Origin of the sequence: Microbacterium sp. TNHR37B (genome assembly GCF_001620065.1) — a bacterium.
GTDB lineage: Bacteria > Actinomycetota > Actinomycetes > Actinomycetales > Microbacteriaceae > Microbacterium.
This window is the reverse complement of sequence record NZ_LQGV01000001.1, coordinates 1,404,577-1,428,341: the sequence shown is the minus strand read 5'-3', so window position 1 is coordinate 1,428,341 and position 23,765 is coordinate 1,404,577. Positions and strand designations below refer to the sequence as shown.

General features: G+C 71.1%; 21 protein-coding genes and 1 tRNA gene. 14 read left to right on the top strand and 8 right to left on the bottom strand.

Annotation, left to right across the window (positions count from 1 at the left end):
- Positions 1–10 precede the first annotated feature (10 nt).
- Both AVP41_RS06825 and AVP41_RS06820 read left to right on the top strand, forming a co-directional pair.
- Positions 11–511 carry a hypothetical protein gene (locus AVP41_RS06825; protein WP_067162368.1) on the top strand — a complete coding sequence of 167 codons (501 nt, stop codon included), beginning with the start codon at positions 11–13 and terminating at the stop codon, positions 509–511.
- Positions 508–2,157 (top strand): DUF5671 domain-containing protein, encoded by a 1,650-nt coding sequence (locus AVP41_RS06820; RefSeq protein ID WP_231902683.1) that lies wholly within the window; start codon positions 508–510, stop codon positions 2,155–2,157. The genes AVP41_RS06825 and AVP41_RS06820 overlap by 4 nt, the downstream gene beginning before the upstream one ends.
- Before the next feature lie 97 nt (positions 2,158–2,254).
- Here AVP41_RS06820 and AVP41_RS06815 read toward each other — a convergent pair whose 3' ends face one another.
- Positions 2,255–3,295, bottom strand: coding sequence for a lactonase family protein (locus AVP41_RS06815; protein ID WP_067162363.1), 1,041 nt, complete (start codon positions 3,293–3,295; stop codon positions 2,255–2,257).
- 53 nt (positions 3,296–3,348) lie between these two features.
- Here AVP41_RS06815 and AVP41_RS06810 point away from each other — a divergent pair, with 53 nt between their 5' ends.
- The 11 genes from AVP41_RS06810 (at position 3,349) to AVP41_RS06760 (ending at position 13,511) form a co-directional block, all read left to right on the top strand.
- Entirely contained in the window at positions 3,349–4,071 is a 723-nt protein-coding gene (locus tag AVP41_RS06810) for an NUDIX hydrolase (protein ID WP_067162361.1), read from the top strand.
- Between the two features lie 158 nt (positions 4,072–4,229).
- A complete protein-coding gene (locus AVP41_RS06805; RefSeq protein WP_067162359.1) occupies positions 4,230–5,126 on the top strand; it encodes an SDR family oxidoreductase in 897 nt (298 codons plus the stop codon).
- A 38-nt stretch (positions 5,127–5,164) separates the two neighbouring features.
- Positions 5,165–5,335, top strand: coding sequence for a multidrug transporter (locus AVP41_RS06800; RefSeq protein ID WP_067162357.1), 171 nt, complete (start codon positions 5,165–5,167; stop codon positions 5,333–5,335).
- 166 nt (positions 5,336–5,501) lie between these two features.
- Positions 5,502–6,479 carry a substrate-binding domain-containing protein gene (locus tag AVP41_RS06795; protein WP_067162355.1) on the top strand — a complete coding sequence of 326 codons (978 nt, stop codon included), beginning with the start codon at positions 5,502–5,504 and terminating at the stop codon, positions 6,477–6,479.
- A gap of 123 nt (positions 6,480–6,602) precedes the next feature.
- Positions 6,603–7,646 (top strand): galactitol-1-phosphate 5-dehydrogenase, encoded by a 1,044-nt coding sequence (locus AVP41_RS06790; protein WP_197464262.1) that lies wholly within the window; start codon positions 6,603–6,605, stop codon positions 7,644–7,646.
- A gap of 15 nt (positions 7,647–7,661) precedes the next feature.
- Positions 7,662–9,185: an FGGY-family carbohydrate kinase gene (locus tag AVP41_RS06785; RefSeq protein WP_067162353.1), complete on the top strand. Its 1,524-nt coding sequence runs from the start codon at positions 7,662–7,664 to the stop codon at positions 9,183–9,185.
- Positions 9,182–10,126, top strand: coding sequence for a sugar-binding transcriptional regulator (locus AVP41_RS06780; RefSeq protein ID WP_067162351.1), 945 nt, complete (start codon positions 9,182–9,184; stop codon positions 10,124–10,126). The genes AVP41_RS06785 and AVP41_RS06780 overlap by 4 nt, the downstream gene beginning before the upstream one ends.
- Positions 10,123–11,637: a sugar ABC transporter ATP-binding protein gene (locus tag AVP41_RS06775; RefSeq protein ID WP_067162349.1), complete on the top strand. Its 1,515-nt coding sequence runs from the start codon at positions 10,123–10,125 to the stop codon at positions 11,635–11,637. The genes AVP41_RS06780 and AVP41_RS06775 overlap by 4 nt, the downstream gene beginning before the upstream one ends.
- On the top strand, positions 11,634–12,665 hold the full coding sequence (locus AVP41_RS06770; RefSeq protein ID WP_067162347.1) for an ABC transporter permease: 1,032 nt from the start codon (positions 11,634–11,636) through the stop codon (positions 12,663–12,665). The genes AVP41_RS06775 and AVP41_RS06770 overlap by 4 nt, the downstream gene beginning before the upstream one ends.
- A gap of 37 nt (positions 12,666–12,702) precedes the next feature.
- Positions 12,703–13,368 carry a deoxyribose-phosphate aldolase gene (gene deoC / locus AVP41_RS06765; RefSeq protein WP_067162345.1) on the top strand — a complete coding sequence of 222 codons (666 nt, stop codon included), beginning with the start codon at positions 12,703–12,705 and terminating at the stop codon, positions 13,366–13,368.
- A gap of 52 nt (positions 13,369–13,420) precedes the next feature.
- Positions 13,421–13,511: transfer RNA gene (locus AVP41_RS06760), tRNA-Ser, on the top strand.
- Positions 13,512–13,569: 58 nt separating this feature from the next.
- Here the strand turns inward: AVP41_RS06760 and AVP41_RS06755 are convergent.
- The 5 genes from AVP41_RS06755 to AVP41_RS06735 form a co-directional block, all read right to left on the bottom strand.
- Positions 13,570–14,316, bottom strand: coding sequence for an ATP-binding cassette domain-containing protein (locus tag AVP41_RS06755; protein WP_067162343.1), 747 nt, complete (start codon positions 14,314–14,316; stop codon positions 13,570–13,572).
- Complete coding sequence (locus AVP41_RS06750) at positions 14,313–15,305, bottom strand: ABC transporter permease (RefSeq protein ID WP_067162341.1); 993 nt, start codon at positions 15,303–15,305, stop codon at positions 14,313–14,315. The genes AVP41_RS06755 and AVP41_RS06750 overlap by 4 nt, the downstream gene beginning before the upstream one ends.
- Before the next feature lie 27 nt (positions 15,306–15,332).
- Positions 15,333–16,373: a substrate-binding domain-containing protein gene (locus AVP41_RS06745; RefSeq protein WP_067162339.1), complete on the bottom strand. Its 1,041-nt coding sequence runs from the start codon at positions 16,371–16,373 to the stop codon at positions 15,333–15,335.
- Between the two features lie 110 nt (positions 16,374–16,483).
- Positions 16,484–17,557, bottom strand: coding sequence for a LacI family DNA-binding transcriptional regulator (locus AVP41_RS06740; protein ID WP_197464261.1), 1,074 nt, complete (start codon positions 17,555–17,557; stop codon positions 16,484–16,486).
- A gap of 53 nt (positions 17,558–17,610) precedes the next feature.
- A complete protein-coding gene (locus tag AVP41_RS06735) occupies positions 17,611–19,032 on the bottom strand; it encodes an FGGY family carbohydrate kinase (protein WP_067162335.1) in 1,422 nt (473 codons plus the stop codon).
- Positions 19,033–19,171: 139 nt separating this feature from the next.
- Here AVP41_RS06735 and AVP41_RS06730 point away from each other — a divergent pair, with 139 nt between their 5' ends.
- Positions 19,172–20,140, top strand: coding sequence for a ketose-bisphosphate aldolase (locus AVP41_RS06730; RefSeq protein ID WP_067162333.1), 969 nt, complete (start codon positions 19,172–19,174; stop codon positions 20,138–20,140).
- A gap of 7 nt (positions 20,141–20,147) precedes the next feature.
- On the opposite strand, the gene AVP41_RS06725 is transcribed toward AVP41_RS06730, so the two are convergent.
- Both AVP41_RS06725 and AVP41_RS06720 read right to left on the bottom strand, forming a co-directional pair.
- Positions 20,148–22,463, bottom strand: a complete 2,316-nt coding sequence (locus AVP41_RS06725; RefSeq protein WP_082829051.1) for a transglutaminase family protein — start codon at positions 22,461–22,463, stop codon at positions 20,148–20,150.
- Complete coding sequence (locus AVP41_RS06720) at positions 22,450–23,760, bottom strand: DUF58 domain-containing protein (RefSeq protein WP_197464260.1); 1,311 nt, start codon at positions 23,758–23,760, stop codon at positions 22,450–22,452. The genes AVP41_RS06725 and AVP41_RS06720 overlap by 14 nt, the downstream gene beginning before the upstream one ends.
- Positions 23,761–23,765: the final 5 nt, after the last annotated feature.

The window sequence follows — 23,765 nt, the reverse complement described above, 5'->3', positions numbered from 1 at the left end:
TGATGGCGGTATGGATGCCCCCACCGATCCCGCCGCCACCGATCCCGCCCCCACCGCCCCGGCGCCCCGGAAGCCGGACCGGGCCCTGCTCGTCGTCGTCGGCGTGATCGTCGCGATCGTGATCGTCGCGCTCGTCGTCGTCTTCACGAGAGGCGAGGGGGAACCGCTGGATGAGGGAACTCCCGCCGGAGTGGTGCAGCGCTACACGCAGGCCGTGCTCGACGGCGACCGGGATGCGGCCACGCGCTACCTCATCGCCGACCTCGCCGAGGATTGCGGTCGAGTCGATCCGGGCCCCGTGGGGGACACGCGCATGACGCTCCTGCGCGCGCGCGAGCGCGCCGACACGGCGACGGTCGACGTCTCTCTCGTCACCCGCGACCGCGGCGGACTGTTCGGCGCCGGCGAGTACCAGCAGGATGACGCGTTCTCGCTCGAGAAGGAGGGCGGCGCGTGGCGGATCCGCACCTCGCCGTGGATCTTCACCATCTGTGAGGAGGCGGTCTCGTGAGCGCTCCGTCGCGTATGCAGGAGCCTTCGCACGAGCCGTCATCCCGATCCACCGCGGTCCGGGGCGGACGCACGCAGGGAACCGTCCGGCGTCTCATCGTCTTCTCCATCCTGTTCGTCCTCGTCATGGTGGCGGCGACCGGCGTCAGCGGACTGCTCGGACGCCTGCTCGAGACGCGTCCGGAGTACGACAGCGGTCCGGCCAGTCTCGCCCTCTCGCTCGCGTTCGCCCTCATCGGCGGTGCGCTCGCCGTCGTGCTGTGGTGGTTCGTGTGGCGCCGGCTGGAGAGGGGTGACCGTGACTCGGTGGCCTGGGGGCTCTACCTCGCTGCCGTCAGCGTCGTCTCGCTCATCGTCTTCACCTCCGCGCTGGCGGGTCTGGCCGGCGCCCTCGCGCGCGGCGAGTGGGAGCCCGACACCCTCGCCGTCGCCGTCACGTGGCTGTTGCTGTGGGCGGCGCATCGGGCGATGTGGGCCCACCCGACGCGGCGCCCGACCCGGCTCGCCTCCGTCCCTGTCGTCCTCGGGGCGGCCTACGGACTCACCGTCGCCGCGGCTGGCGGCGTCCGGGCTCTCGCGGTGCTGATCGACGAGGCCCTGCCGACACCCGAGGGCGCCGGTGTCAGCCTGGGGGCGCCGTGGGGCGTCGCGCTCGTCTCGCCGCTGGCGTGGTGCATCCTCGGCGCTGCGGTGTGGGCGTGGTACTGGTGGGTCGACCGTGCGCGGCAGCTGCGTGGCGGGTTCGCGGACGTCATGGTGGTGCTCACCGGAGTCCTCGGCGGGGCCGTGCTCACGCTCGGCGGACTCGGGGTCACACTGTCGGTGGTGCTGCGGTCGATCGCCGACCGTGACGACGGCTGGGGCGACGTGCTGTCGCCGCTTCCGATCGCCGTCGCGGCCGCCGCAATCGGCGCGCTGATCTGGACGGGGCATCGCGCCACCGTCGCCGACCGGAGCCCCGCCACACGCAGCGCTGCCCGCCTCGTGATCGCCGGAGCCGGCCTCGTGGGGGCCGCCTCGGGCATCGGGGTCGTCATCAACGCGCTCCTGGCCACCTTCGGCACGCCTCTCGCCGGAGACGACGCCCGCACGCTCCTCCTCGGAGGAATCGCCTCACTCCTCGTGGGCGCTCCGGTGTGGTGGGCGGCATGGCGCCCCGACCGCGCGTCGGACGAGAGCGGCAGCACGTCGCGGCGGATCTACCTCGTCGCGGTGTTCGGCGTGAGCGCCGTCGTGGCCATCATCGCGCTCCTGGTCGTCGGCTACCGGGTGTTCTCGCTCGTGCTCGACTCCGATCCCGACGGGTTCTTCGAGCGGATCCGAGCGCCGTTCGGCCTGCTGGCGGCCACCGTCCTCGTCGCGGGGTACCACTTCCCGGTGTGGCGCCGAGAGCGCGCTCATGCCGCCGCGACTGTCGACCACGCCATCGACGAGGTCGTCGTGGTGGCCGGCAGCGATGTCGAGGACCTCGCCCGCGCGGTGCGGGACGCGACGGGAGCGCGTGTGACGCGCTGGGTGCGCGCTGACCTGGAGACTGCCACCGACCCTGGCGCGCTCCTGCAGGCGCTGGAGTCCGTGGCGGCGCGGCGCGCTCTCGTGCTCGGAGGGGCAGGCGGCACCGTGCAGGTGATCCCGCTCGCCGATTGAGCGCGACCGACTCTCCGGAGACGATCACGACGACCTCCGTCGGCGAGGGAGCCGGCGGACGCGGGTCAGGTCGCGGCGGACCGGGCGCGGGCCAGGATCAGACGAACCGGACCCAGTTCGCGCCTCGCCCGGTCTCCACGCGCTGTCGGAGGTCGAGCCGGTCGCCGTCGACGGCGTAGACGGATACCTGCGTCGACTTCTCGCCCGCCGCCACCAGCGTCGAGCCGTCCGGGCTGAGCGCGAATCCGCGGGGCTGCGTCTCGGTGACCGTGAAGGCCTCCGCAGCCGTCACGCTGCCGTCTGCGCCGACGGTGACCGCGCCGAGCGTGCTCTCGGTGCGCTCCGAGCCCCACAGGTGGCGCTGGCCCGCGCCCCAGTGCAGATCCGCGCCCCAGATGAAATGGTGAGCCAGGGGGTCTGCGCCGAGCTCGCTGTGGCCCAGGCCCTTCGAGGTGTCGAACACCGTCGCCGCACCTCGCGGAGTCAGCGTGCCGTCGTGCAGATCGCGGGCGAAGTGGAGCACCTCGCCGGAGAACTCGGTGATGACGTACACGGCGTCTTGCGCGTCGCTGAGGACGAGGTGGCGGGGGCCGCTGCCCGCCGGTGCCGGTGCGGTCGCAGGCTCCAGCGGGGTGAGTGCGAGATCGTCGCCGATCGCGTACTGCGCGACGAGGTCTGCGCCGAGCGAGACGAAGTAGGCGAAGCGCCCGTCCGCGCTCGGGAGCACCGAATGGAGGTTCGGATAGCGAGCGGTCGAGACCGGCGCGCCGACGATCCCGTCCGTCACCGGGCTGCTGATGCCGTAGCCGCCGCTGTACGCAGCGCCGAGGAGGCCCGTGCCGCCGCGGGTGAGGGCGAGGTAGTTCATCCCGCCGTCCGGCAGGTCGAGGCGCGAGCGGGGTTCGAGCGTTCCGGTCGTGCGGTCGAGGGCAAGGGTGAGGATGCCGGCCGGCTCGTCGCTCGAACGCCCTTTGACGGCGGCGTAGACGAGATCCCGCTCGCCGTCGACGACGAAGGTCGAGCATCCCGGGAGCCCCTCGGTCACCGCGAGGCGCTCGAGCGTGCCGTCCTGGACGGCGAAGGCGGAGATGCTGCCGTCGGCAGCGTTGGCAACGAGAACGAGGGGAGAAGCGGTCACTCCTCGATCGTACGTCCCGGCCCCGACACCTGCAGGGCGCGTAGCCTGGAGGGGTGCCCGACCCCCGTCACCGCCCTGCGCCGGACTCGGCCGCGGCGGAGGCCGGAGCGCGTCGGCAGCTCGCCGCCCTCGTGGAGCCGGGCGCGGAGCCCTTCGTCACCGACGTTCCGCGCAGTGACGGCGAGGCCCGTGCGGCGGCGATCCTGATCCTCTTCGGAGTGCTCGACGACGCCCCGAGTCGCCACGATCCGCTGGCGGCGGTCTCGCGCGACCTCGACGTGCTCCTGCTGTCGCGGGCAGCGACGCTCCGCGCCCACCCGGGGCAGGTGGCCTTCCCCGGCGGCCGCATCGACCCGGGCGATGACGGACCGGTCGCCGCGGCGCTGCGGGAGGCGCGAGAGGAGACCGGGCTCGACACGGCGGGCGTCGAGGTGCTCGGATCCCTCGCGCCGGTGTCGCTGGACTACTCGGGTCATCTGGTGACGCCCGTGCTCGCCTGGTGGGCGCACCCGTCGCCGGTGCGCGTGGTGGACGAGGCGGAGTCGGCCGCCGTCTTCCGGACGCCCGTGGCTGATCTGCTGGATCCCGCGCGTCGGGGAACCACCGTCCTGCATCGTGACGGTCGCCAGTGGCGCGGTCCCGGCTTCGTCGTGCCGCACGGCGAGGGCGAATACCTGGTGTGGGGGTTCACGGCCATGGTGCTCGACGCGCTGTTCGAGCGCCTGCGATGGACCGAGCCCTGGGACGCGGCGCGCGAACTCCCCCTCCGCCTCTGACGGCCGACGGCGCGAGGGGGCAGGCCCTTCCACGGGGCGACGGGCGCTGTCAACCCGGCCGCGCGAGCGCGTGGGCTCGTGCAGACTGACGGCTCCCGCCCACGGGAGATTCCGTGTCGTCCCCGTGGATGCGGCCTCGCACGACAACCGGAGGAATCATGACCCGCGATCAGTACACGTTCGTCGACCCCACCACGCTCTACGCCGACATCGAGCCGCAGCGGCAGCACATGGCCGAACCCGGCCTCGACGCCGACCTCACCCCGAAGGCGGATCTCGGCGAGGAGACCTACCGCGGTACCGGGCGACTGTCGGGGCGCCGCGCCCTCATCACGGGCGGCGACTCGGGCATCGGTGCAGCCACTGCCATCGCCTTCGCGAGGGAGGGGGCGTCGGTCGCGCTGTCGTATCTCCCCGAGGAGGAGGAGGATGCCCAGCGCATCGCCGCGATCGCCCGGGACGCGGGGGTGACCGTCGCGACGCTTCCGGGCGACCTGCGCGATCCCGAGTACTGCCGCGGGCTGGTTGCCGACGCCGTCGCGGCGCTCGGAGGCCTCGACATCCTCGTCAACAACGGCGGGAAGCAGATCTTCCAGGAGTCGCTGGAGGAGATCTCCGACACGCAGTTCGACGACACCTTCCGAACCAACGTCTCCGCGATGTTCTGGATCACCAAGGCGGCCCTCCCGCACCTGCCGGCGGGATCGACGATCATCAACACCACTTCGATCCAGGCCTATTCGCCGTCCGAGACCCTCGTGGACTACGCCTCGACGAAGGCCACGATCAACGCCTTCACCAAGGCGCTCGCCCAGCAGCTCGCACCGAAGGGCATCCGGGTCAACGCGGTGGCTCCGGGGCCCATCTGGACCCCTCTCCAGCCGAGCGACGGACAGCCGCAGGACAAGCTCGACTCCTTCGGGGAGGAGACCCCGCTCGGCCGCATGGGGCAGCCGGCGGAGCTCGCCCCGGCCTACGTCTTCCTGGCCTCTGCGGAGTCCAGCTACGTCCTGGGGGAGACCCTGAACGTCAACGGCGGGATGGTGAGCCCGTGAGCGCGGCGGGACGGGGGCGGCAGCACGAGGGGGAGGAGATGACCCCGGAGGAGAAGCGCCGGGATCAGCTGCTGCGCGCGGAGGGATCCACGGAGGCCGACGCGGCGCCGCGCATCGAGGTCAGCGAGCACGACGGCGTCACACGCATCGACGTCGCCGAGGGGGCTGCCGTGCGTCCCGGGCCCGGCCCGGGCGCCGACGATCGATAGATCTCGTCGACAGAGCACGCCGGACGTGCTCATATGCGCAGGCACTGCGCAGCTGAATGCTCATATGAGCAAACAGGTGCTCAGAAGTTGAATCGAACCCCGAGAACTCCCTAGCGTCAGTTCGGCACCACTGACCAGGAGCACTGACCAAGGAGGTTCAGATTCCATGAAGAAGGCAGCAATCGCGTTCGCCAGCCTGACGGCACTCGCGCTCGGCCTGAGCGCGTGCTCGGTGAGCACCACCCCCGGCGGCGACGCGAGCGCACCGGCGGGAGACGGTGACATCGTCATCGGCTTCAGCCAGGCGACGCAGCAGTCGCCGTTCTACGTCGAGCTCGGCGAGGGCGTCGAGCAGGCGGCGGAGGCAGGTGGCGCGTCGCTCGAGTATGTCGACGCCAACGGCGACATCACCAAGCAGAACAACGACATCGAGGACCTCATCACCCGCGGCGTGGATGTGCTCCTGATCAACCCGGTCGACCCGCAGGGCATCGCGCCCAGCCTCGCCTCGGCGAAGGCCGCCGGCATCCCCGTGGTGACCGTCGACCGTCCCGCCGCCGGCGCCGCAGCCCACGTGGGCCGCGACAACGTGGCCATGGGTGAGCTCGTCGGCGAAGCGCTCAAGGAGAAGCTCGGCGACGAGGGCGGAAAGATCATCGAGATCCAGGGCGATGCGGGAGGGACCGTCGCGATGGATCGCTCGGAAGGCTTCCACAACGCCTTCGAGGGCGACGACGCCGTGACGATCGTCGAAGGCCCCTACGCGGAGTACATCCGCTCGAACGCCGTCACCGCGATGCAGGACCTCCTGCAGTCCAACCCCGACGTTCGCGCCGTGTACGCCCACAACGACGACATGGCCCTCGGGGCCCTGCAGGTGCTGGCGGAGAACGGCCGCACCGATGTCTTCGTCGCCGGTGTCGACGGGCTCATGGAGGCGGTGCAGGCGATCGCCGACGGTGACCAGTACGTCGCCACCGCGCTGAACGATCCGATCGCCCTGGGCGCTACGGCGGCAGAGACGGCGCTCTCGGTTGCGGCAGGCGACTCGGTCGACGCCGAGATCGACGCCGGCACGGAGCTCGTCACGGCCGAGAACGCCGCAGACCTCGTCGGCAGCACGCTGTTCGCGCAGGCCAAGTAGCACGAGACCCCAGTCACACCAGCCCCCAAGTAGCACGACTGCCAGGGCGGCGCGGGCGGATCCTCGCCCGTGCCGCCCGCAGCAACCGCGCGATTCGACGCGCAGGAATCACGGAGGAGACCCATGTCCGACACCATGACCGCCGCAGTGATGCACGCCCCCGGTGACATCCGGGTCGAGCAGATCCCCGTCCCCGAGATCGGCCCCGGCGACGTGCTCGTCAAGGTGGCCGCGTGCGGTGTCTGCGGTTCGGACATCCCGCGCATGAACTTCTCCGGCGCGTACTACCACCCGATCGTGTGCGGCCACGAGTTCTCCGGACACATCGTGGAGGTGGGGGCCGATGTGACGGGTCTCGAGGTGGGGCAGCTCATCACCGTCCCGCCCCTGATCCCGTGCTACCAGTGCGCCAGCTGCCGCGAGGGGCATTTCTCCCTCTGCGAGGACTATGGCTACTTCGGCAGCCGTCAGGACGGCGCGTACGCCCAATACGTGTCGGTGAACGCGGGCAACGCGTTCGTCATGCCGGAGGGCGTGGACCCGCGCGCCGCCGCGATGATGGACCCCTCGGCGATCGCCCTTCACGCCATCTACCGCACCGGCCTCACCGAGGGCTCCCGCGTCGCCGTGATCGGCGCGGGCCCGATCGGCCTGTTCGCCGTGCAGTGGGCGAAGCTCCTCGGCGCCCGTGAGGTGCTCGCAGTCGACGTCAGCGCCGACAAGGCGGCGATGGCCGTCGAGGCCGGCGCCGACCTCACCGCCAACAACGACGACCAGGCGCGCGCCCACGCGGGGCTCGGCTTCGACGTGGTCATCGAGTCGGCCGGGGTGCCGGCCACCGTCGCGCTGGCCACCACGCTCACGGCGCGGCATGGCGAAGCCGTCTTCATCGGCATCCCGCATTCGCCGGTGGAGCTCGACAAGGGCACGTTCAGCCACTTCCTGCGCCGCGAGGCATCGCTGCACGGCAGCTGGAACTCCTTCTCGGCTCCCTTCCCGGGCCGCGAGTGGGTCGAGTCGGCTGCAGCGCTGGCAGACGGTCGCCTGCGCTGGGAGTTCATGATCACGCACGAGCTCGGGCTCGACGCGCTGCCCGAGACCATGAAGCAGCTCGGCGAGCGTTCGATCTTCAGCTCGAAGGTACTGTTTCTGCCGAACCAGGACTGAGAGAAGGCAGGAACGATGGGGTTCTCCCTCGCGATCGACATCGGCACCGAGGGTGCCCGGGCGGGCGTCTTCGACGCCGACGGCACCCGGCTCGGCGACGCGTCCGCGCCGTACGTGACGAGCTACCCGCGTCCGGGCTGGGCCGAGCAGAATCCGAACGACTGGTGGCGCTCGGCCGTGCAGGCCGCGCGCCGGGCCCTTGCCGACGCCGACGTCACGGAGGTCGACACGGTCGGCGTGGCCACGACGGCATCGTCGGTCGTCGTCCTCGACGAGCGCGGCGAGGCTCTGCGTCCAGCGATCCTCTGGATGGACAGCCGTGCCGTCGCCGAGTCGGCCGAGACCGCGACGATCGACCATCCCGCCCTCGCCTTCTCGGGCGGATCCGACAGTGCCGAGTGGCTCGTGCCGAAGGCCATGTGGCTGGCCCGCCACGAACCCGAGGTGTATCGCCGGGCGGCGCGGATCGGCGAGTCGGTCGACTACCTCACCTTCCGCCTGACCGGGGCGTGGATCGGCTCGCGGATGAACGCGACCTGCAAGTGGAACTACGACCACCGCTCGGGCGCGATGCCCGTCGACCTCTACGCGGCGCTCGGCATCGACGACCTCGCCGAGAAGCTCCCGGGCGAGATCCACCGGGTCGGCGCGATCGTGGGCGAGGTGTCGTCGGCCGCGGCGGCCGAACTGGGCATCGCCCGGGGCGCGCGCGTCTTCTCCGGCGGCATCGACGCACATCTCGCGCTCGTCTCGATGGCGGGCCTGCCCGGGGAGCCGGTGGCCATCGTCGCGGGAACCTCGAACGCCTTCATCGCCGAGCTCGACGAGCCCGTATTCTCCCCGACGATCTGGGGTCCTTATCCCGGCGCGCTCACCGAGGGGCGCTGGCTGGTCGAGGGCGGCCAGATCTCCGCCGGCGCGGCGCTGTCCTGGCTGTCCGAACGGATCCTCGGGGTGACGCGACACCGGATCGGCGACCTGATCTCCCGTGCGGAGGCGGTGGCCCCCGCCTCTCACGGACTCCTCGTGCTCGACCACTTCATGGGCAATCGCACGCCGCTGCGCGACCCGAAGCTCCGCGGCGCGATGCTCGGGCTGTCGCTGGGCACCACGCCCGAGCACATCTATCGGGCGACGGTCGAGGCTGTCACCTTCGGGACTCGGCAGGTGCTCGAATCGTTCGAGTCCGTCGGCGTCGACACCGATCACGTGTACGTGACCGGCGGCATCCGCCACAACCGCTTGTGGATGCAGACGACCGCAGACACCCTCGGTCGCCCCGTCGGTCTCATCGCCGGTGAGAACCTCACGACGCGCGCCCTCGGCATCCTCGGGGTCGCCGCTGTGAGCGGCGAGTCCGTCGCCGAGGTGGCCGCACGTTTCGCCCCGGAGTACACCCTCGTCGAACCCCGCCCGGACGCCGTCGCCCCTCTGCGCGAGGCGTACGACCACTACCTCGCGGCGACATCGCTGATCGCGGGGATCAGCGCCGAGCTCGCCGACGCGGCAGCCGGCCGCCGGGAGGTGATGAGCCGATGAGCACCGACGACACCCTCGCCGTGCGGGCGGCGGAGCTCTGCTACCAGGACGGCAAGAGCCAGGCCGAGGCCGCAGCGCTCCTGGGGATCAACCGGTGGAAGGTCGGCCGTCTCCTCGCGTACGCGAAGGAGACGGGGATCGTCCGCATCGAGATCGCCCACCCGCGCGCCCGCCGTCTGCCGCTCGAACGCCGCCTGCGTGAGGAGTACGGCCTGCGCGATGCGATCGTGGTGCCCGCGCTCGCCGACGAGTCAGAGCAGGCGGAGCGCGTCGCTGCGGCCGCGGGGGAGTACCTCGCGTCGATGCGGCCCGTTCCGCGCGTCCTCGGGATCAGCTGGGGGCGCACGCTTCAGCAGGTGGCCGCGGCGCTCCCCGACGGGTGGGCGAGCGGCATCGAGGTCGTGCAGATCAACGGTGGAGTGACCGTCAATCGCCGCGTCGGCATGGCGTCGGCCACCGCGACGACCATCGCGCAGAAGGCGGGTGGGACCGTCACCCTCCTTCCGAGCCCGGCGATCCTCGAGCACGCCACGACCCGCCGAGCCATCGAAGAGGACCGCATGGTCGCGCCGATCCTGGACAAAGCGCGCACGGCGTCGGCGCTCGTCTTCAGTGCGGGGCCGGTGACCTCCGCATCCGTCCTCGTCTCCAGCGGCTACATCGCGCCCGCCCGCATGCGGGAGCTCGTCGAGAAGGGCGCCGTCGGCGACATCGTCGGCCGGTTCGTCGACTCGGATGGCCACATCGTCGATCACGAGCTCGACGAGCGCACGCTGGGTCTCTCCCTCGACGACCTCCGCCGGGCCGGCTCGGCCGTCGCGGTCATCAGCGGCGCCGCCAAGAGGGCGGTGGCCCGCGCCGTGGTCGCCAACAACTACTGCTCCGTGCTGGTCACCGATGAGACCACCGCCACCTACCTCCTCGAGGAGAAGGACCGATGACCATCCCTGAGACTCCGGCGTCGCCGACGCCACTCCTCCAGATGCGGAAGATCCGCAAGACCTTCCCCGGCACCGTCGCGCTGGCCTCCGTGGACCTCGACGTCTACGCGGGAGAGGTGCACTGCCTGCTCGGCGAGAACGGGGCCGGCAAGTCGACGCTCATGAAGATCCTGGCCGGGAGCTACATTCCCGACTCCGGCGAGATCCGCATCGACGGTGAGCCCGTGCAGTTCGCCCACCCGCTCGATGGCATCCGGGCGGGGATCTCCGTCATCTACCAGGAGCTCGATCTGTTCGCCGACCTGACCGTCGCGCAGAACCTCTTCCTCGGCCACTCGCCGAGCACCGGCGGCATCGTCCACCGGCGCGAACGCCGGCAGCGTGCCCGCGAGTACCTCGACCGGGTGGGGGCGACCTTCTCGCCCGATGCCCGGGTCGCGGACCTTCCCATCGCCGACCAGCAGCTGACCGCGATCGCCCGCGCTCTCACCACCGACGCCCGGATCATCGTCATGGACGAGCCGACCGCGACGCTCGGCGAGGCGGACGTCGAGAAGGTGTACGACGTGATCCGCCGTCTCGTCGCCGACGGACGCGCGGTGATCTACATCTCCCACCGCCTCGACGAGATCGCGACCATCGGCACCCGGATCACGGTGCTGCGGGACGGCGTCAACGCCGCCAAGTACCCCGTCGCGGGCACCGACGCGGAGCGCTGGATCTCCGACATGATCGGAGACAAGAAGAGCGAGCTCACCGAGCACCGCTCCCGACGGACGCTCGACGGCGAGCTCGCGCTCGAGATCGACCGGGTGACCATCCCGCGTGTGCTGGATGTCCGCGACGTGTCGGTGCGCGCGGGGGAGATCCTCGGGCTCGCGGGGCTCGGCGGTGCCGGTCGGAGCACCCTTCTCGCGTCGGTGTTCGGTGCGCAGAAGGCGCAGATGCGGCTGCGGGTCTTCGGGCGCCCGGTGAAGATCGGCTCGGTTCGGGACGCCGTCCGGCACCGCTTCGGGCTCGTCCCCGAGAGCCGCAAGACCCAGGGGCTCCTCCTCGGCCTCTCGGTCGCGCGCAATGCCGGCCTCGCCGCGCTCCGCGGCGGGTCCGCGCTCTTCCCCCGCGAGCGCGAGCAGCGACGCACCGGGCCGATCCTCAAGCAGCTGTCCGTCAAGGCGGCAAGTCCTCACCAGGAGATCCGCCTGCTCTCCGGCGGTAATCAGCAGAAGGTCGTGCTGGCCAAGTGGCTGGCGCGCGACACCCGCATCCTGCTGCTGGACGAGCCGACCCGCGGTCTCGACATCGGAGCGAAGGCCGACCTGTACCGGCAGGTGCGCCTCCTCGCCGAAGGCGGAGCGGCCGTGGTCGTCGCTTCGAGCGAACTCAACGAGCTCATGGCGAACGCCGACCGCATCGTGGTGCTCCATGAGGGGCGCAAGGTGGGCGAGTTCGATCCGCTCACTGATTCCGAACAACACATCAGCCACGCGATCATCAGCGGAAGGGCATCATGAACGACTCCCCGACGACCGGAACGGTCGAACCCCCCACCCTCTCGACCCAGGCCCTCGCCGCCCGCCCGACGTGGCGCCAGCGCGGGTCGATGTGGCTGATCAAGGGCAACCTGCTGATCGTGTTCGTCGTCATCTGCGCGATCGCGGCGTTCCTGAGCCCGGAGTTCCTCACCACGCGGAACCTCGCCAACCTCCTGCAGCAGTCGAGCCTCACCGGCATCATCGCGATCGGCATGACCCTCGTGATCCTCACCTCGGGGATCGACTTGGCCGTCGGCTCGGTCGCGGCCCTGAGCGGGATGATCGTCGCCGTGCTCCTCGACGGCTCGGTGCCCATCGCCCTCGCGATCATCGCCGCGCTCGCCGTCGGCGTGGCGGTCGGCCTCCTCATGGGCGCGGTCTCCGCCTGGATCCGGTTGCCCGCCTTCATCGTGACCCTCGCGGGCTTGACCGCCGTGCGCGGCTGGTCGTACACCCTCACCGACGGCCGGCCGGCGGGGTCGAACCTTCCCGAGGCCTTCACTCTGATCGGCGGCGGGTACCTCGGCATCCTGCCGCTCACGGGAGTCATCTTCATCGCGGTGACCATCATCACCGGGCTGATCCTCCGCTACACGACCTTCGGCGAGTACATCTACGCGGTCGGCAGCAACGAGGAGGCAGCCCGCCTGTCAGGGGTGCCCGTGAAGTGGATCAAGGCGTCGGTCTTCGGCTTCTCGGGACTGACGGCGGCGCTGGCCGGGATCCTTCTGACCAGCCGGCTCACGATCGGCCAGCCGACGGCGTTCCAGGGCGCCGAGCTCGATGCGATCGCCGCCGTGGTGCTCGGCGGGACGAGCCTCTTCGGAGGCCGCGGCGGCGTGGGCGGCACCTTCATCGCCGTGCTGCTGCTCTCGGTGCTGAAGAACCTCTTCAACCTTCTCGGGATCGGTTCGTTCGTCCAGATGATCGCCACCGGCGTGATCCTCGTGCTCGCGCTGATCCTGAACCGCTTCCTCGACAGCCGCGCCGCGGCGGTCGCCCGATGACATCCCCGACGACAACCATCGATATCCAGGAGACCCGATGACCACGCACGATCTGGCGCGCTTCGTCGACCACACCCTTCTCAAGCCCGAGGCGACCCCGGCCGACGTCGCCGCGGTCGTCGCCGAGGCGGCGGAGCTCGGCGCCTACAGCGTGTGCCTCTCGCCCTCCGCTCTCCCGGTCGAGGTGCCGGAGGGGTTGTTGCTCACCGCGGTCGTCGGCTTCCCGAGCGGCAAGCATCACTCGTCGATCAAGGCCGCGGAGGCGGCGCTCGCGGTCGATCAGGGCGCGGACGAGATCGACATGGTGATCGACGTCGGCGCTGCCGTGGCGGGCGCCGTCGACGCCGTCGAGGCCGACATCCGCGCTGTCCGCGAGGCCGTCCCCGCGCCGACCGTGCTGAAGGTCATCATCGAGTCCGCCGCTCTCTCCGACGACGCCATCGTCGCCGTGTGTCGTGCGGCGGAAGCGGCGGGCGCCGACTTCGTGAAGACCTCGACGGGGTTCCATCCGGCCGGCGGCGCGTCGCTGCACGCCGTGACACTCATGAAGCAGACGGTCGGCGAACGCCTCGAGGTCAAGGCATCCGGAGGGATCCGCAGCCGTGCCGAGGCCGAGGCGATGATCGCGGCCGGCGCGACCCGCCTGGGGCTGTCGTCGACCCGGGCGATCGTGAACGCCGAGGGCGCGGTCGGCGACTACTGATCGATCGCGCTGGTCGCGGCCACGGGATCGCATCCTGGTAGGATCAATCCTTGGAAGTGTGTCCGAGCGGCCTAAGGAGCATGGCTGGAATCCATGTATACGGTTTTCCCGTATCGCAGGTTCAAATCCTGTCACTTCCGCCACAAGACGATGAGCCCCACCCCGTGAAGGGTGGGGCTCATCGCCGTTTCGGGGGAGGCTCTAGACGGTGCGCACGGCGCCGGTGACCATGCCGACGAGCTGTTCGCCGGTGACATCCTCGGTGCGGGTGCCGCCGACGACCTTGCCGCCGCGCATGACCCACACCTGCTGCGACAGGCGCTTGACCTGTTCGAAGTTGTGCGAGACCACCAGCACGGTCTTGCCGCCCTCGACGACGCGCCGGATGAGCGCCTCGACCTGAGCCGTCTCGTTGAGGCCGAGGGCTGCGGTGGGCTCGTCGAGGATGATCATGTTCTCGGCCCACATCACACCGCGCGCGATCGCGACGGCCTGACGCTGGCCGCCCGAGAGACGCTTGACGGTCCGGCCGACGCCGGGGACGTTCACCGCGAGGTCGGAGATCAGCTCCGCCGCCCGGGCCCGCATCTCGCGGCGGCGCAGGAACTGGAAGCCGGGGATGCCGCGGACGAGTTCCCGATCCATGTACATGTTCTGCCACACGCTCAGCTGGTCGCTGAGGGCGAGGTCCTGGTAGACCGTCTCGATGCCCTTGTCGCGCGCATCGCGCGGCGAGGAGAACTGCACCGGTTCGCCGTCGATGCGGATCTCGCCCCGGTCGGGCGTGTAGAGCCCCGTCAGGCACTTGACGAGGGTGGACTTGCCCGCGCCGTTGTCGCCGACGATCGCGGTGATCTCTCCCGCCTTGATGGTGAGCGAGGCGCCCTTGAGCGCGTCGACGTTGCCGAAGGACTTGTGGATGTCTTCGACGACGATCTTGTCGGTCATTTCCGCCCCCTCATGAGCGTGGCCGCGGCGATGACGACGATGCCGATCATCAGCGGCGAGTAGAAGGCGCTCACACCGAGGAGGGTGAGGCCGGACTGCAGGAACGTGAGCAGGATCGCGCCGATGACCGGTCCGTAGATCGTGGCGCGGCCACCGAAGAGGCTCACCCCGCCGAGGACGACCGCGGCGATCGCCTTGAGCAGGTAGTCGGTGTTGGTGGCCGGCTGGCTCGACCCGATGTAGGAGGTCAGCATGATCGCACCGATCCCGCCCATCGCGCCGCAGATCATGTAGCCGGCGAGCTTGATCCGCGGGACCTTCAACCCCATCGCCTTCGCGGCGTCGGGGTTGTCGCCGACGGCCAGCAGGTGCGTGCCGAACCGGGTGTGGAACAGGACGACGTGCAGCACGAGGGCGATCCCGATGGCGATCAGGAAGTTGATCCTTATCCCGCCGACGTTCATCGTGCTGACGGCCGTCAGCGCCCGTTCCGGGATCTGCACGGGCTTTCCCTGCGAGATGATGAGGCTCAGCCCCATCACGATGCTGAGGCTTCCCAGCGTCACGATGAAGTCGGGGATCCTCACCCAGCCGATGAACGACCCGTTGATCGTCCCGACCGCCAGGCCCGTGAGGAGGGCGATGCCGCAGCAGACGATCAGGGGCAGACCCGCCTGGTAGGCCGTGGCCAGGGTGACGCTGCCGAGGGCGACCGTCGCTGCCAGCGACAGGTCGATCCCGGCGAGGGTCACCGCGAACGTGGCTCCCAGGGCGAGGATGATCGGGATCGTCGCGTCGGCCAGCATGCTCGTGATGCTCGGCCACGAGAGGAATCTCGGGTTGATCGAGCCGAGCACGATGGCCAGGACGACCAGCGCCACCGGGGCGGCGAGCTTCATCCAGGTCTCTTCGGAGCCGAGCGCGCGGCGGACGGCGTACGCCGTCTCGTCGGCCCGGCCCCGGTTTCGGGTGGGTGTCTGGGTGGTCATGGGTGAGGATCCCCGTCTCTGATCGGCTTACTCGAAGGGGTTCGGGACCTCGAAGCCCGCCGGCGGTGCCGGGAAGGCGTCGAGTGCTGCCTGAGCGTTGTCCTTGTTCACGATGAGCACCGGCGTCTCGACCGTCTCAGGGATCGTCTTGCCGCCCATCGCCGCGACACAGGCCTGCACCGACTGCACGCCCATGAGGTAGGGGAACTGCTCGATCGCCGCCGGCTGTCCGCCCGCGACGATGTCGGCGAGCTGGTCCTTCGTGCCATCGATGCCGACGACGGCGACCTTCCCCTTCAGGCCCGCCTCTTCCACTGCCTGCTGGATGCCCATGGCCATGTCGCCCGACGGGGTGAAGAAGCCCTTGATGTCGGGGTTGGCGATGAGGATCGTCGCGGCGGCGCTCTTGGCCTTCGCCTTGTCGAAGTCGGCGGCGACCGTCTGGGTGATCTCGAGCTTGCCGGCGACGGCCTTCTCGAAGCCCGCGAGACGTGCGATGTTGCCGGGGTCGGCCACCAGGCCGCCGATGAGGGCCACCTGGCTGCCCTCGTCGACGAGATCGAGCATGGCTTCGCCACCCGCAGTACCGGCGGTCTCGTTGTTCGTCCCGACGTAGGTCGTGACCTTGACCCCTGCGTCCTTGGCGGCGTCGAGGTCGATCGGCAGGTCGAGGTTGACGATCGGCGTGCCCGCGTCCGACACGGGGACGAGACCGGTGAGCAGGTTCGTCTGGCTCGTCGGGTTGACGATGTAGCAGTCGTAGCCGGCCGTCACGAGGGCGTTGAGCTTGGACGCCTGGCCCGAGTCGTCGGTGACGTTCTCGGCGGCGACGACCGTCAGCTCGACGCCGGCCTCCTTCGCGGCGGCTTCCGCGCCCTCGGCCATCGCACCGAAGTACGTGTTGTCGAGCGGCTTGATGACGAAGGCGACCTTGCCTCCGCCTTCCGCAGCGCCGGACGTGCTGGGCGTGGGTTCGGTGGCGCTCGAACAGCCCGCGAGCGCCACCGCTAGGATGGTCGCCGTCGCAGCGGCCGCTCCCGCGGTCCGCATCCGAGTGGTCGTGATCATTTCTCTCCTTCGAGTGGGTGATTGCTTCCTGGTGCGACGCGGCTGGCCGCAGTGTTCGCTTTGCTGGCACACTGCGGTCAGCTTCGACCCGTCCGTCGCCGACGGGTGTCTCAGGGGGCCGCGAGAGGCCCCATCATCAGCGGCGCCGTGGTCAGCGGGATGCACCCGCAGGTCGTGCCGTACTCGATGTCGATGTCGACCGTCACGCTCCGGGGCGGCAGCGTGGGGTCCTCCGTCCGCTCGGCCAGCAGCTTCATCGCCTTCGCGGCGACGGTCTGGACGGGGATGACGCCCTGCGTGGGCTTCAAGCCCGTCACCGTCGCCTCGCCGATGGAGTCGATCGTGGTCACCAGCACGTCCCGCGGGATGTGCAGACCCAGTCGCGAGATGGCGGCCATGGCGCCCCAGAACATGCGGTTGTTCGTCGTGAACACCCCGAACGGGGGAGTGAGGGTGCGGAAGAGCTCCAGCGCTCCCGCCGCGGCGTCGTCGGGGGTCGCGTGTCCTGCGCTCACGTGGTGCGCGAGGCCCGCCGCGTTCATGACGCGGGTGTACCCGCTCTGGCGGTCACGCACGTTGGAGACGGCGGTGTTCCCGGCGATGAGGGCGACCTGCGACAGCCGGTGATGGGCGACCAGGTGCTCGACCAGCCGCTCGGCGGCGCGACGGTTGCTGGCCAGCACGTGATCGGCGCTCTTGCGCACCGACGGCACGGTGCGGTCCACGATCACCGTGGGGATCTCGGAGACGGCGTCGGGGAGGCTCGGTGCGCCGCTCGGGAGCACGATGAGCCCGTCCACCCTCTGCTGCCGGAACGTCCGGAGGTAGCGCTCCTCCTGGTCGGCCTCTTCGTCGGAGTCTCCGAGGAGGAGGGTGGGAGAGGTCGGTGAGAGGCGTTCCTCGATCGCCCGGGTGAGCAGAGCGAAGAAGCCGTTGCGGACGTCGGGGATGATCAGTCCGATGAAGCCCGAGCGCTTCGTGCGCAGTCCCGTAGCGGCCGCATCGCCGACGTAGGACAGCTCGGCGACGGCCGCCATGACGCGCTCCCGCATCGCCGGGGCGACATAGGCCTCTCCGTTGAGCACGCGGGAGACGGTCTTGGTGGACACTCCCGCGTGCTGGGCGAGATCGACCAGCCGCGTGGGGCGGCGCAGGCCCCGGGGGGCGTCGGAGGAGCTGCTCATGAGCACCACGGTCCAGGCGATGAGGCAGGCATAGAGTGGGATCCCTCTTCTCGTCATGGCGTTCCGTGCCCCACCGCGATGGCGCTCGTCGCCGGCTCCGCGAGCGGGGGAGGCGGCGGAGCGGAAGCCGGGCTCGAGAGTGCCACCGTATCGGCGGGCGGATAGTGTTCCGGTGTCCACCATCCTGCCGCGACGCCCGCCAGGAGCCCGGCGCCGCGCGAGACGGCCTCGCGTTCCGCGGCCATCGCCAGCGGGTGGGAGGCGCGGCGGAGCTTGGCCTCCACCCAGCGGCGGCTGCGCAGTCCGCCGCCGATCAGGAGGGTCGTGCCCGAGACGCCGCTCAGGGCGCGCAGCCGTGCTTCGGCATCGGCCGAGGCGGACGCGTACCCTTCCAGGGTCGCCGCCCAGGCCTCTTCGGCAGGGCGTTCCAGGAGTGCCGCGGGGATCGCGCCTTCCTGCATGGCGACGAGGGTGGCGAGGTCGAGCGGCTCGGCATCCACGCGGATGGCGCGGAACTCGATGTCGTCGCGCGCGACGCGCAGCGCCCGTTGCAGGTGTCGAGTGGCCAGGCCCGGGCGCAGGGTCTCCCACAGCAGCATGTGTCGGGGCGTTCCCGGCCACGCCGTGACGGTGAGGTCGCCGAGCTGGTCAGGCCAGGTCGGGTGAGGCGCGTCGGGGCGGGCCTCCCAGGCGACCACGAGGGGCTCGCCGGTTCCCATCGAGTCGATGACCTCGCTCCGGTCGCCGCCCGCGCCGATGACTCCGACCGGGTGGTCGTGGCCCGCGATCGTGACCGGGATCCCGGTGGGCAGACCGCTCCACGCCGCGCCGTCGGGGGAGATGTGGCCGAGCGGGGTTCCCGCGATGCGCGCCGGCGCCCACACGAGGGAGTCGAGGCCCACGTGGCTGAGGATGTCGCGGTCGTACTCGCCGCGGAGGGGGTCGAAGGCGCCGCTGGTGGCCGCGAGCGACTCCTCCTGCGCGAGGGCACCGGTGAGGCGCCACACGGTGAGTCCCGCGACGCCGGTCCACGTGCCCCGAGCGTCGTACCCGTTGCGGGCGAGCCAGCCCAGCTTGGCGATGCTCGTGACGCTGCGGGCCTGACGGCCGGTGCGCCGGTGGATCTCGGCATCGCCGAACTCGGCACGCAGCTCGTCCACGATCTCACCGCCGCGCTCGTCGTGCCAGGCGACGAGGGGGAGGTTGCTCGGTCCGTCGGCGTAGATGGCGGTACCGGTCTCGCCCATGCTCGCCACGCCCACGGCGGCGATCCGTGTCGCGAGGACGCCGAGGTCGTCGATGGCGGCGCGGATGGCGTCGAAGAGGGCCTCGGTGGTCATCTCCACGCCGTGGGCGCCGCGGGCGAACGGCGTGGGCGCGACGCCGACGCCGCGCGAGCGGCCGTGGCGGTCGATCGCGTTCGCCTTGATCGACGACGTGCCGAGGTCGATCCCCAGCAGCAACTCGTCCCGCATCCGAACCTCGTCTCCTTCGACGTGTGGACAATCTCTGTCTATCGATGGACAAAGTAACACCCGCAACCTAGTCTGTCTACCGTTGTCAGAAAAAGTCGCCCGTCACGGAAGACGGGCGCGAGGAACGGAGGACGGGCCCTTGGCTCTCATCACACTCAGGGCGGCACTGGACGCCGCACGTGCAGGCAGCTACGGCGTCGGCGCTTTCAACGTGACCGACCTGGCGCAGGCCGAGGCCGTGCTGGACGCCGCCGCCGAGACCGACTCACCCGTGATCGTCCAGACGATCGCCGGAGCCTCGGTCCATGGCCGCGACGAGCTGTTCTGGGAGGCGCTGGTCACCCTCATCGGCAACTATCCCGACGTCCCCGTCGTGCTGCACCTGGATCACGGCGCCTCGTACGACGACTGCGTGCGGGCGATCGCGGCCGGCTTCACGAGCGTCATGATCGACGGCAGCATGCGCGATGACCACGTGACGCCCGCCACGTTCGAGGAGAACGTCGCGGTCACTCGTCGCGTCGTCGAGTACGCCCACGCGCGGGGGGTCTCGGTCGAGGGAGAGCTGGGCACGATCGGAGGATCTGAGGACGGCGGCGCCAGCAGCAAGGAGATCATCCTCGCCGACCCCGACGAGGCCGCGCGGTTCGTGGCCGAGACGGGCGTCGACGCCCTCGCCGTCGCGATCGGCACCTCCCACGGTGCCTACAAGTTCACGAGCCCACCGGACGGCACGGTGCTGCGGATGGACCTCATCGAGGAGATCGCGGGCCGCATCCCCGACACGCACCTCGTGATGCACGGGTCGTCGTCGTTGCCGGCCGATCTCCGCGAGACGATCAACGCGCACGGCGGGAAGCTCCCCGAATCGTGGGGCGTCCCCGAGAGCGAGAAGGCCCGCTCCACCAAGCTGGGCATCCGGAAGATCAATCAGGGAATGGACTCGCACATGGCCCACAGTGCTGCCGTGCGGACCTACCTCGACGCCGATGGGATCGGGGTCGACCCCGCGCTGTACGGCAAGCCCGGGCGCATCGCGATGCAGCGGATCGTCGCCGAGCGGATGCAGGTGTTCGGCCAGGCCGGGCAGTCCTACCGCCACCGCTGATCGGGGCTCAGCGCGGCGTCGGTGCCGCCCGCTCCCGGGGGCTCGTCGTCCCCGGGCGGCCGGGAGGCACCGACCCCGCGAGCACGGATCCGGGACGGATGAGCAGCGACCGCGGCGCGAGCCCGCTCCAGGCGCGTGCGCGCGGGGGAAGGGCCTCCCGCATCACGGTGCGGACGCGGTCGGCGTCGCGGTCGAGCCGGGGCGGCGATTCCTCGCCGCCCGGTCGCGCGTAGCTCGCGTGCTCCATGGCCGACACGAGCCTCGCGATCTCGGCCTCCGGGGCCGCGTGGTCGGCGACCAGACGCGCGCCGAACGCGCGTGGCGACTCGGCCGCAGGCACCGCGACCCCCTGATCGATCGCCGCGTCCTGCAGCATGCGCCACGCCGCAGCGGCCTCGCCTCGGCGGGCACGTCCGGCCAGCCAGCGCCGGCGGCTCCACCGCACGAGCATCGGGGTTCCGAGGACCACGACGGCGATGCCGAGCACCGCGAGGAGCGGGCGCAGATCGATCATCGCGGTTCCGGTGCCGGCGTTGCGCGCCGGGTCGTCGTCGGGGCGGGGTGCGGCGGCGGTGCTGGGGGGAGCCGTCGCGCTGGGCGAGGCGGCGGGGGGTGTGACCTCCTCGCCGCCGTCGTCCACGGGTGTGCTCTCCGGCAGGAAGCGGGTCTCGGTGCCGAGGCTCTTCGTCGGCTCGAACGCAACCCAGCCGATGCCCTGGAAGTACACCTCCGGCCACGCGTGCAGCTGGCTCGTCGTCACCTCCGAGACCCGTCTGCCATCCTCCCCGTCGACCATCGGCCCGGGGAGGAAGCCCACGACGATCCGGGACGGCATGTCCAGCGCGCGCGCCATCAGCGCGAAGGCGCCGGCGAAGTGCACGCAGTAGCCCTCCTTCACCTCCAGGAACGCCGCGACGGCGTCGGATCCGGTGCCGTCGAACCCGTCGAGCACGGGGGCGTCGAGCGAGTAGCTGAACTCCGACCCGCGGAACCAGGTCTGGAGCGCGATGAGCCGGTCGTAGTCGTTCGACGCGTCGGCGGTGACTTCCCTGGCGAGCTCGCCGATCACCTCGGGGGTCTCCGCGGGAAGACCGGTCACATCCACCGCGACGTCGTCGATGCGCGCGTCCGCCCCGCGGATCTGCTCCGCGGTGGGGCGAGCGGTCTGCCACGCCACGTCGTAGGACTGGCCCCGCGCGCTCGTCTGGCCGCTCAGGGCGGTGCGGCTGTAGGGAACCCCGCGCCACACCCCCTCGAGCCCGGTGATGTCGACGGCCGCGTAGGGAAGCGGGAGATAGGCGGAGGCGAGACCGGCGACCTCGACCCGGGTCGTGTATTGCACGACACGCACGCCGTCGTCGACGGCCAGCGGCTCGAAGCCCTCGTCGTCGAGCGACACCGAACGCAGACGGTCGGGCCGCCACACGCTGCCGTCGAAGAGGGAGAGCGTGGCCACTCGGAGGTAGGGCGGGGCGGGGGAGTCGCCCGACAGTGTGAGGACCGGGACGTCGCTGTTGCGCCGGAGGTCGTCGCCGAGATCGAGTGTCGGGTCGATGCTGGCGAGAGCTCCGCTGCCGGGCTCCGCCGCGACGGGTGCCGGCAACGACGGCGCCCCGATGAGGGCGACCACGACCGCGACGGTACCGATCGCCACGGCGAGCGTCGTGACGCCCCCGGAGGTTCCCGGTTCCGGGGCCTCCCGCGTTCGCGTCTCGGCGCGCAGCAGGATGAGCACGGTGGCCGCCAAGAGCACGAAGCTCACCACGTCGACGTCGCGGGGCACCGCCACCGCCGGGATGACCCACACGGCCACGAGAGCGATCACCGCCAGGAGCGGCATGCGCGCGGTCACCACGACGTGATCGAGGATTACCGTCAGCGCTCCGGCCGAGGCCACGAGCACGAACGACAGGGCGGGGGTGGCCTCCAGCGGCGCCGCGCCCAGCAGGATCTCGCTCGAGGCGCGGCGCACCGCGCTGATCGCCGCGGTGACGACGGCCGGCGTCGGGATCAGGGCGGCCAGGGCTTGTCCGCCGAAGAACACCGCCGTGACGACGATCGCCCACAGTCCCGTCGCCGCTGCGGTCACCGCGAGCGCGGGGGCGTGCAGACGCCGGAGGGTAGCCGCCAGCACGAGGATCGCAGCGCTGAGGGCGAGGGCGCCGAGCACCCAGGGGCCGGCACTGACCACGCCGAGAACGGGGAGCAGTGCCGCGGCGATTCCCGCCCACAGCGCGAGGGCGAGGCGGCGCTCGCCGCGGCGGCTCGGACGTCGCGAGACATGGCGACCCGGACGGGCGGGGCGGCGGTCAGGCGTCGACACGACGGCCTCCTCCGGCCACCGACGACCATACGGCGGTGAGGTCGTCCCGCGGCGTCATCGCGGCCACCCGCCAGCCGGTGTCCGCCGCGCGCGCCCTCTCGTCCGAGGGGGCTGCCGGCGGCCCGTTCGTCACGCAGATCAGCACGGGCAGCGCGCTGTGTGCCGGAACGCGAGCGAGCGCGCCGACGTCGGCGGCATCGAGGTCGCCCGTGATGAGGACCAACGGTCCGGTCTGCGCCGTGGAGAACAGCCGGGCGAGGTCGGTCAGATCGGTCGAGCGACGGGCGGTCACGGTGGCGAAGGCGGAGAGCATCTCCCTCAGCCCGGCGGCGTCACCACCTTCGACCGGGTCGACCAGGGGCGTTCCGTCGACGTCGAGGATGCTCACGTGGTAGCCCTCGCGCACGAGCTGGGCGGTGACCGACACCGTCGCCGTCACCGCCGTCTCGAACCGCTCGTCCTCCCCGGGCGCGCGCAGGGCGGCCTCGCTCCACCGGGCAAGCCCCCGGTCCAGCACCACGACGGCCTCGGGTGTCGTCTCCTGCTCCTCCTGCCGCACCATGAGCTCGTCGCGGTGCGCACTGGCACGCCAATGGATCCGGCGCATCGAGTCGCCCGGGACGTAGTGGCGGGGGATCAGATTGTCGGTGCCCTGGCCGAGACGGTTCGTCGAGGAGCTCATCCGCCCGCCTGCGCTGCCGGGCAGGTCGGCCACGCTCTCCAGGGTCACCACCGCCGGCGCCACCGTGAGCGTCGCCGGCTCGCGTGCAGACGTGGTGCGGCGGACGAGCCCGAAAGGATCGGTGGAGGTGACCGTCAGGGGCCCCACCGCACGGACCCCACGGCGCGCGGCGACGATGTCGTACGCGATCTCGATCTCACGGGCCTGCGCTCCGGCGCGGGTTCCCGAGACGGTCGCGGGGAAGATCCCCGCCGTCTCCCCGTCCAACCCCGGACCGAGCCGATCCTCCCAGCGCCCCTGCGCGACGGGCAGAGCGGAGCGGATCTCCACCCGCGCCCGCACGTGCACGGGATCGCCGGTCGTGGCGAGGTCCGGATGGAAAGAGCGCGCGACACGCACGCGACGTCCCGCGAGGTAGAGGGTCGCGGCGCTGGCGCCGACGATCGCGAGCATCAGCACTCCGACGTACACGAGCTCGATCACCCCGAACCGCGCGGCCAGGACGACGCACGCCAGCGCGAGCGCGAGAGCGCCCAGACCGCGCAGCGTCAGCGGCCAGCGGGTCACACCGCGTTGCCGGCGTGCGCGGCGTGTGGCTCGGCGGGGGGAGGCCATGAGCG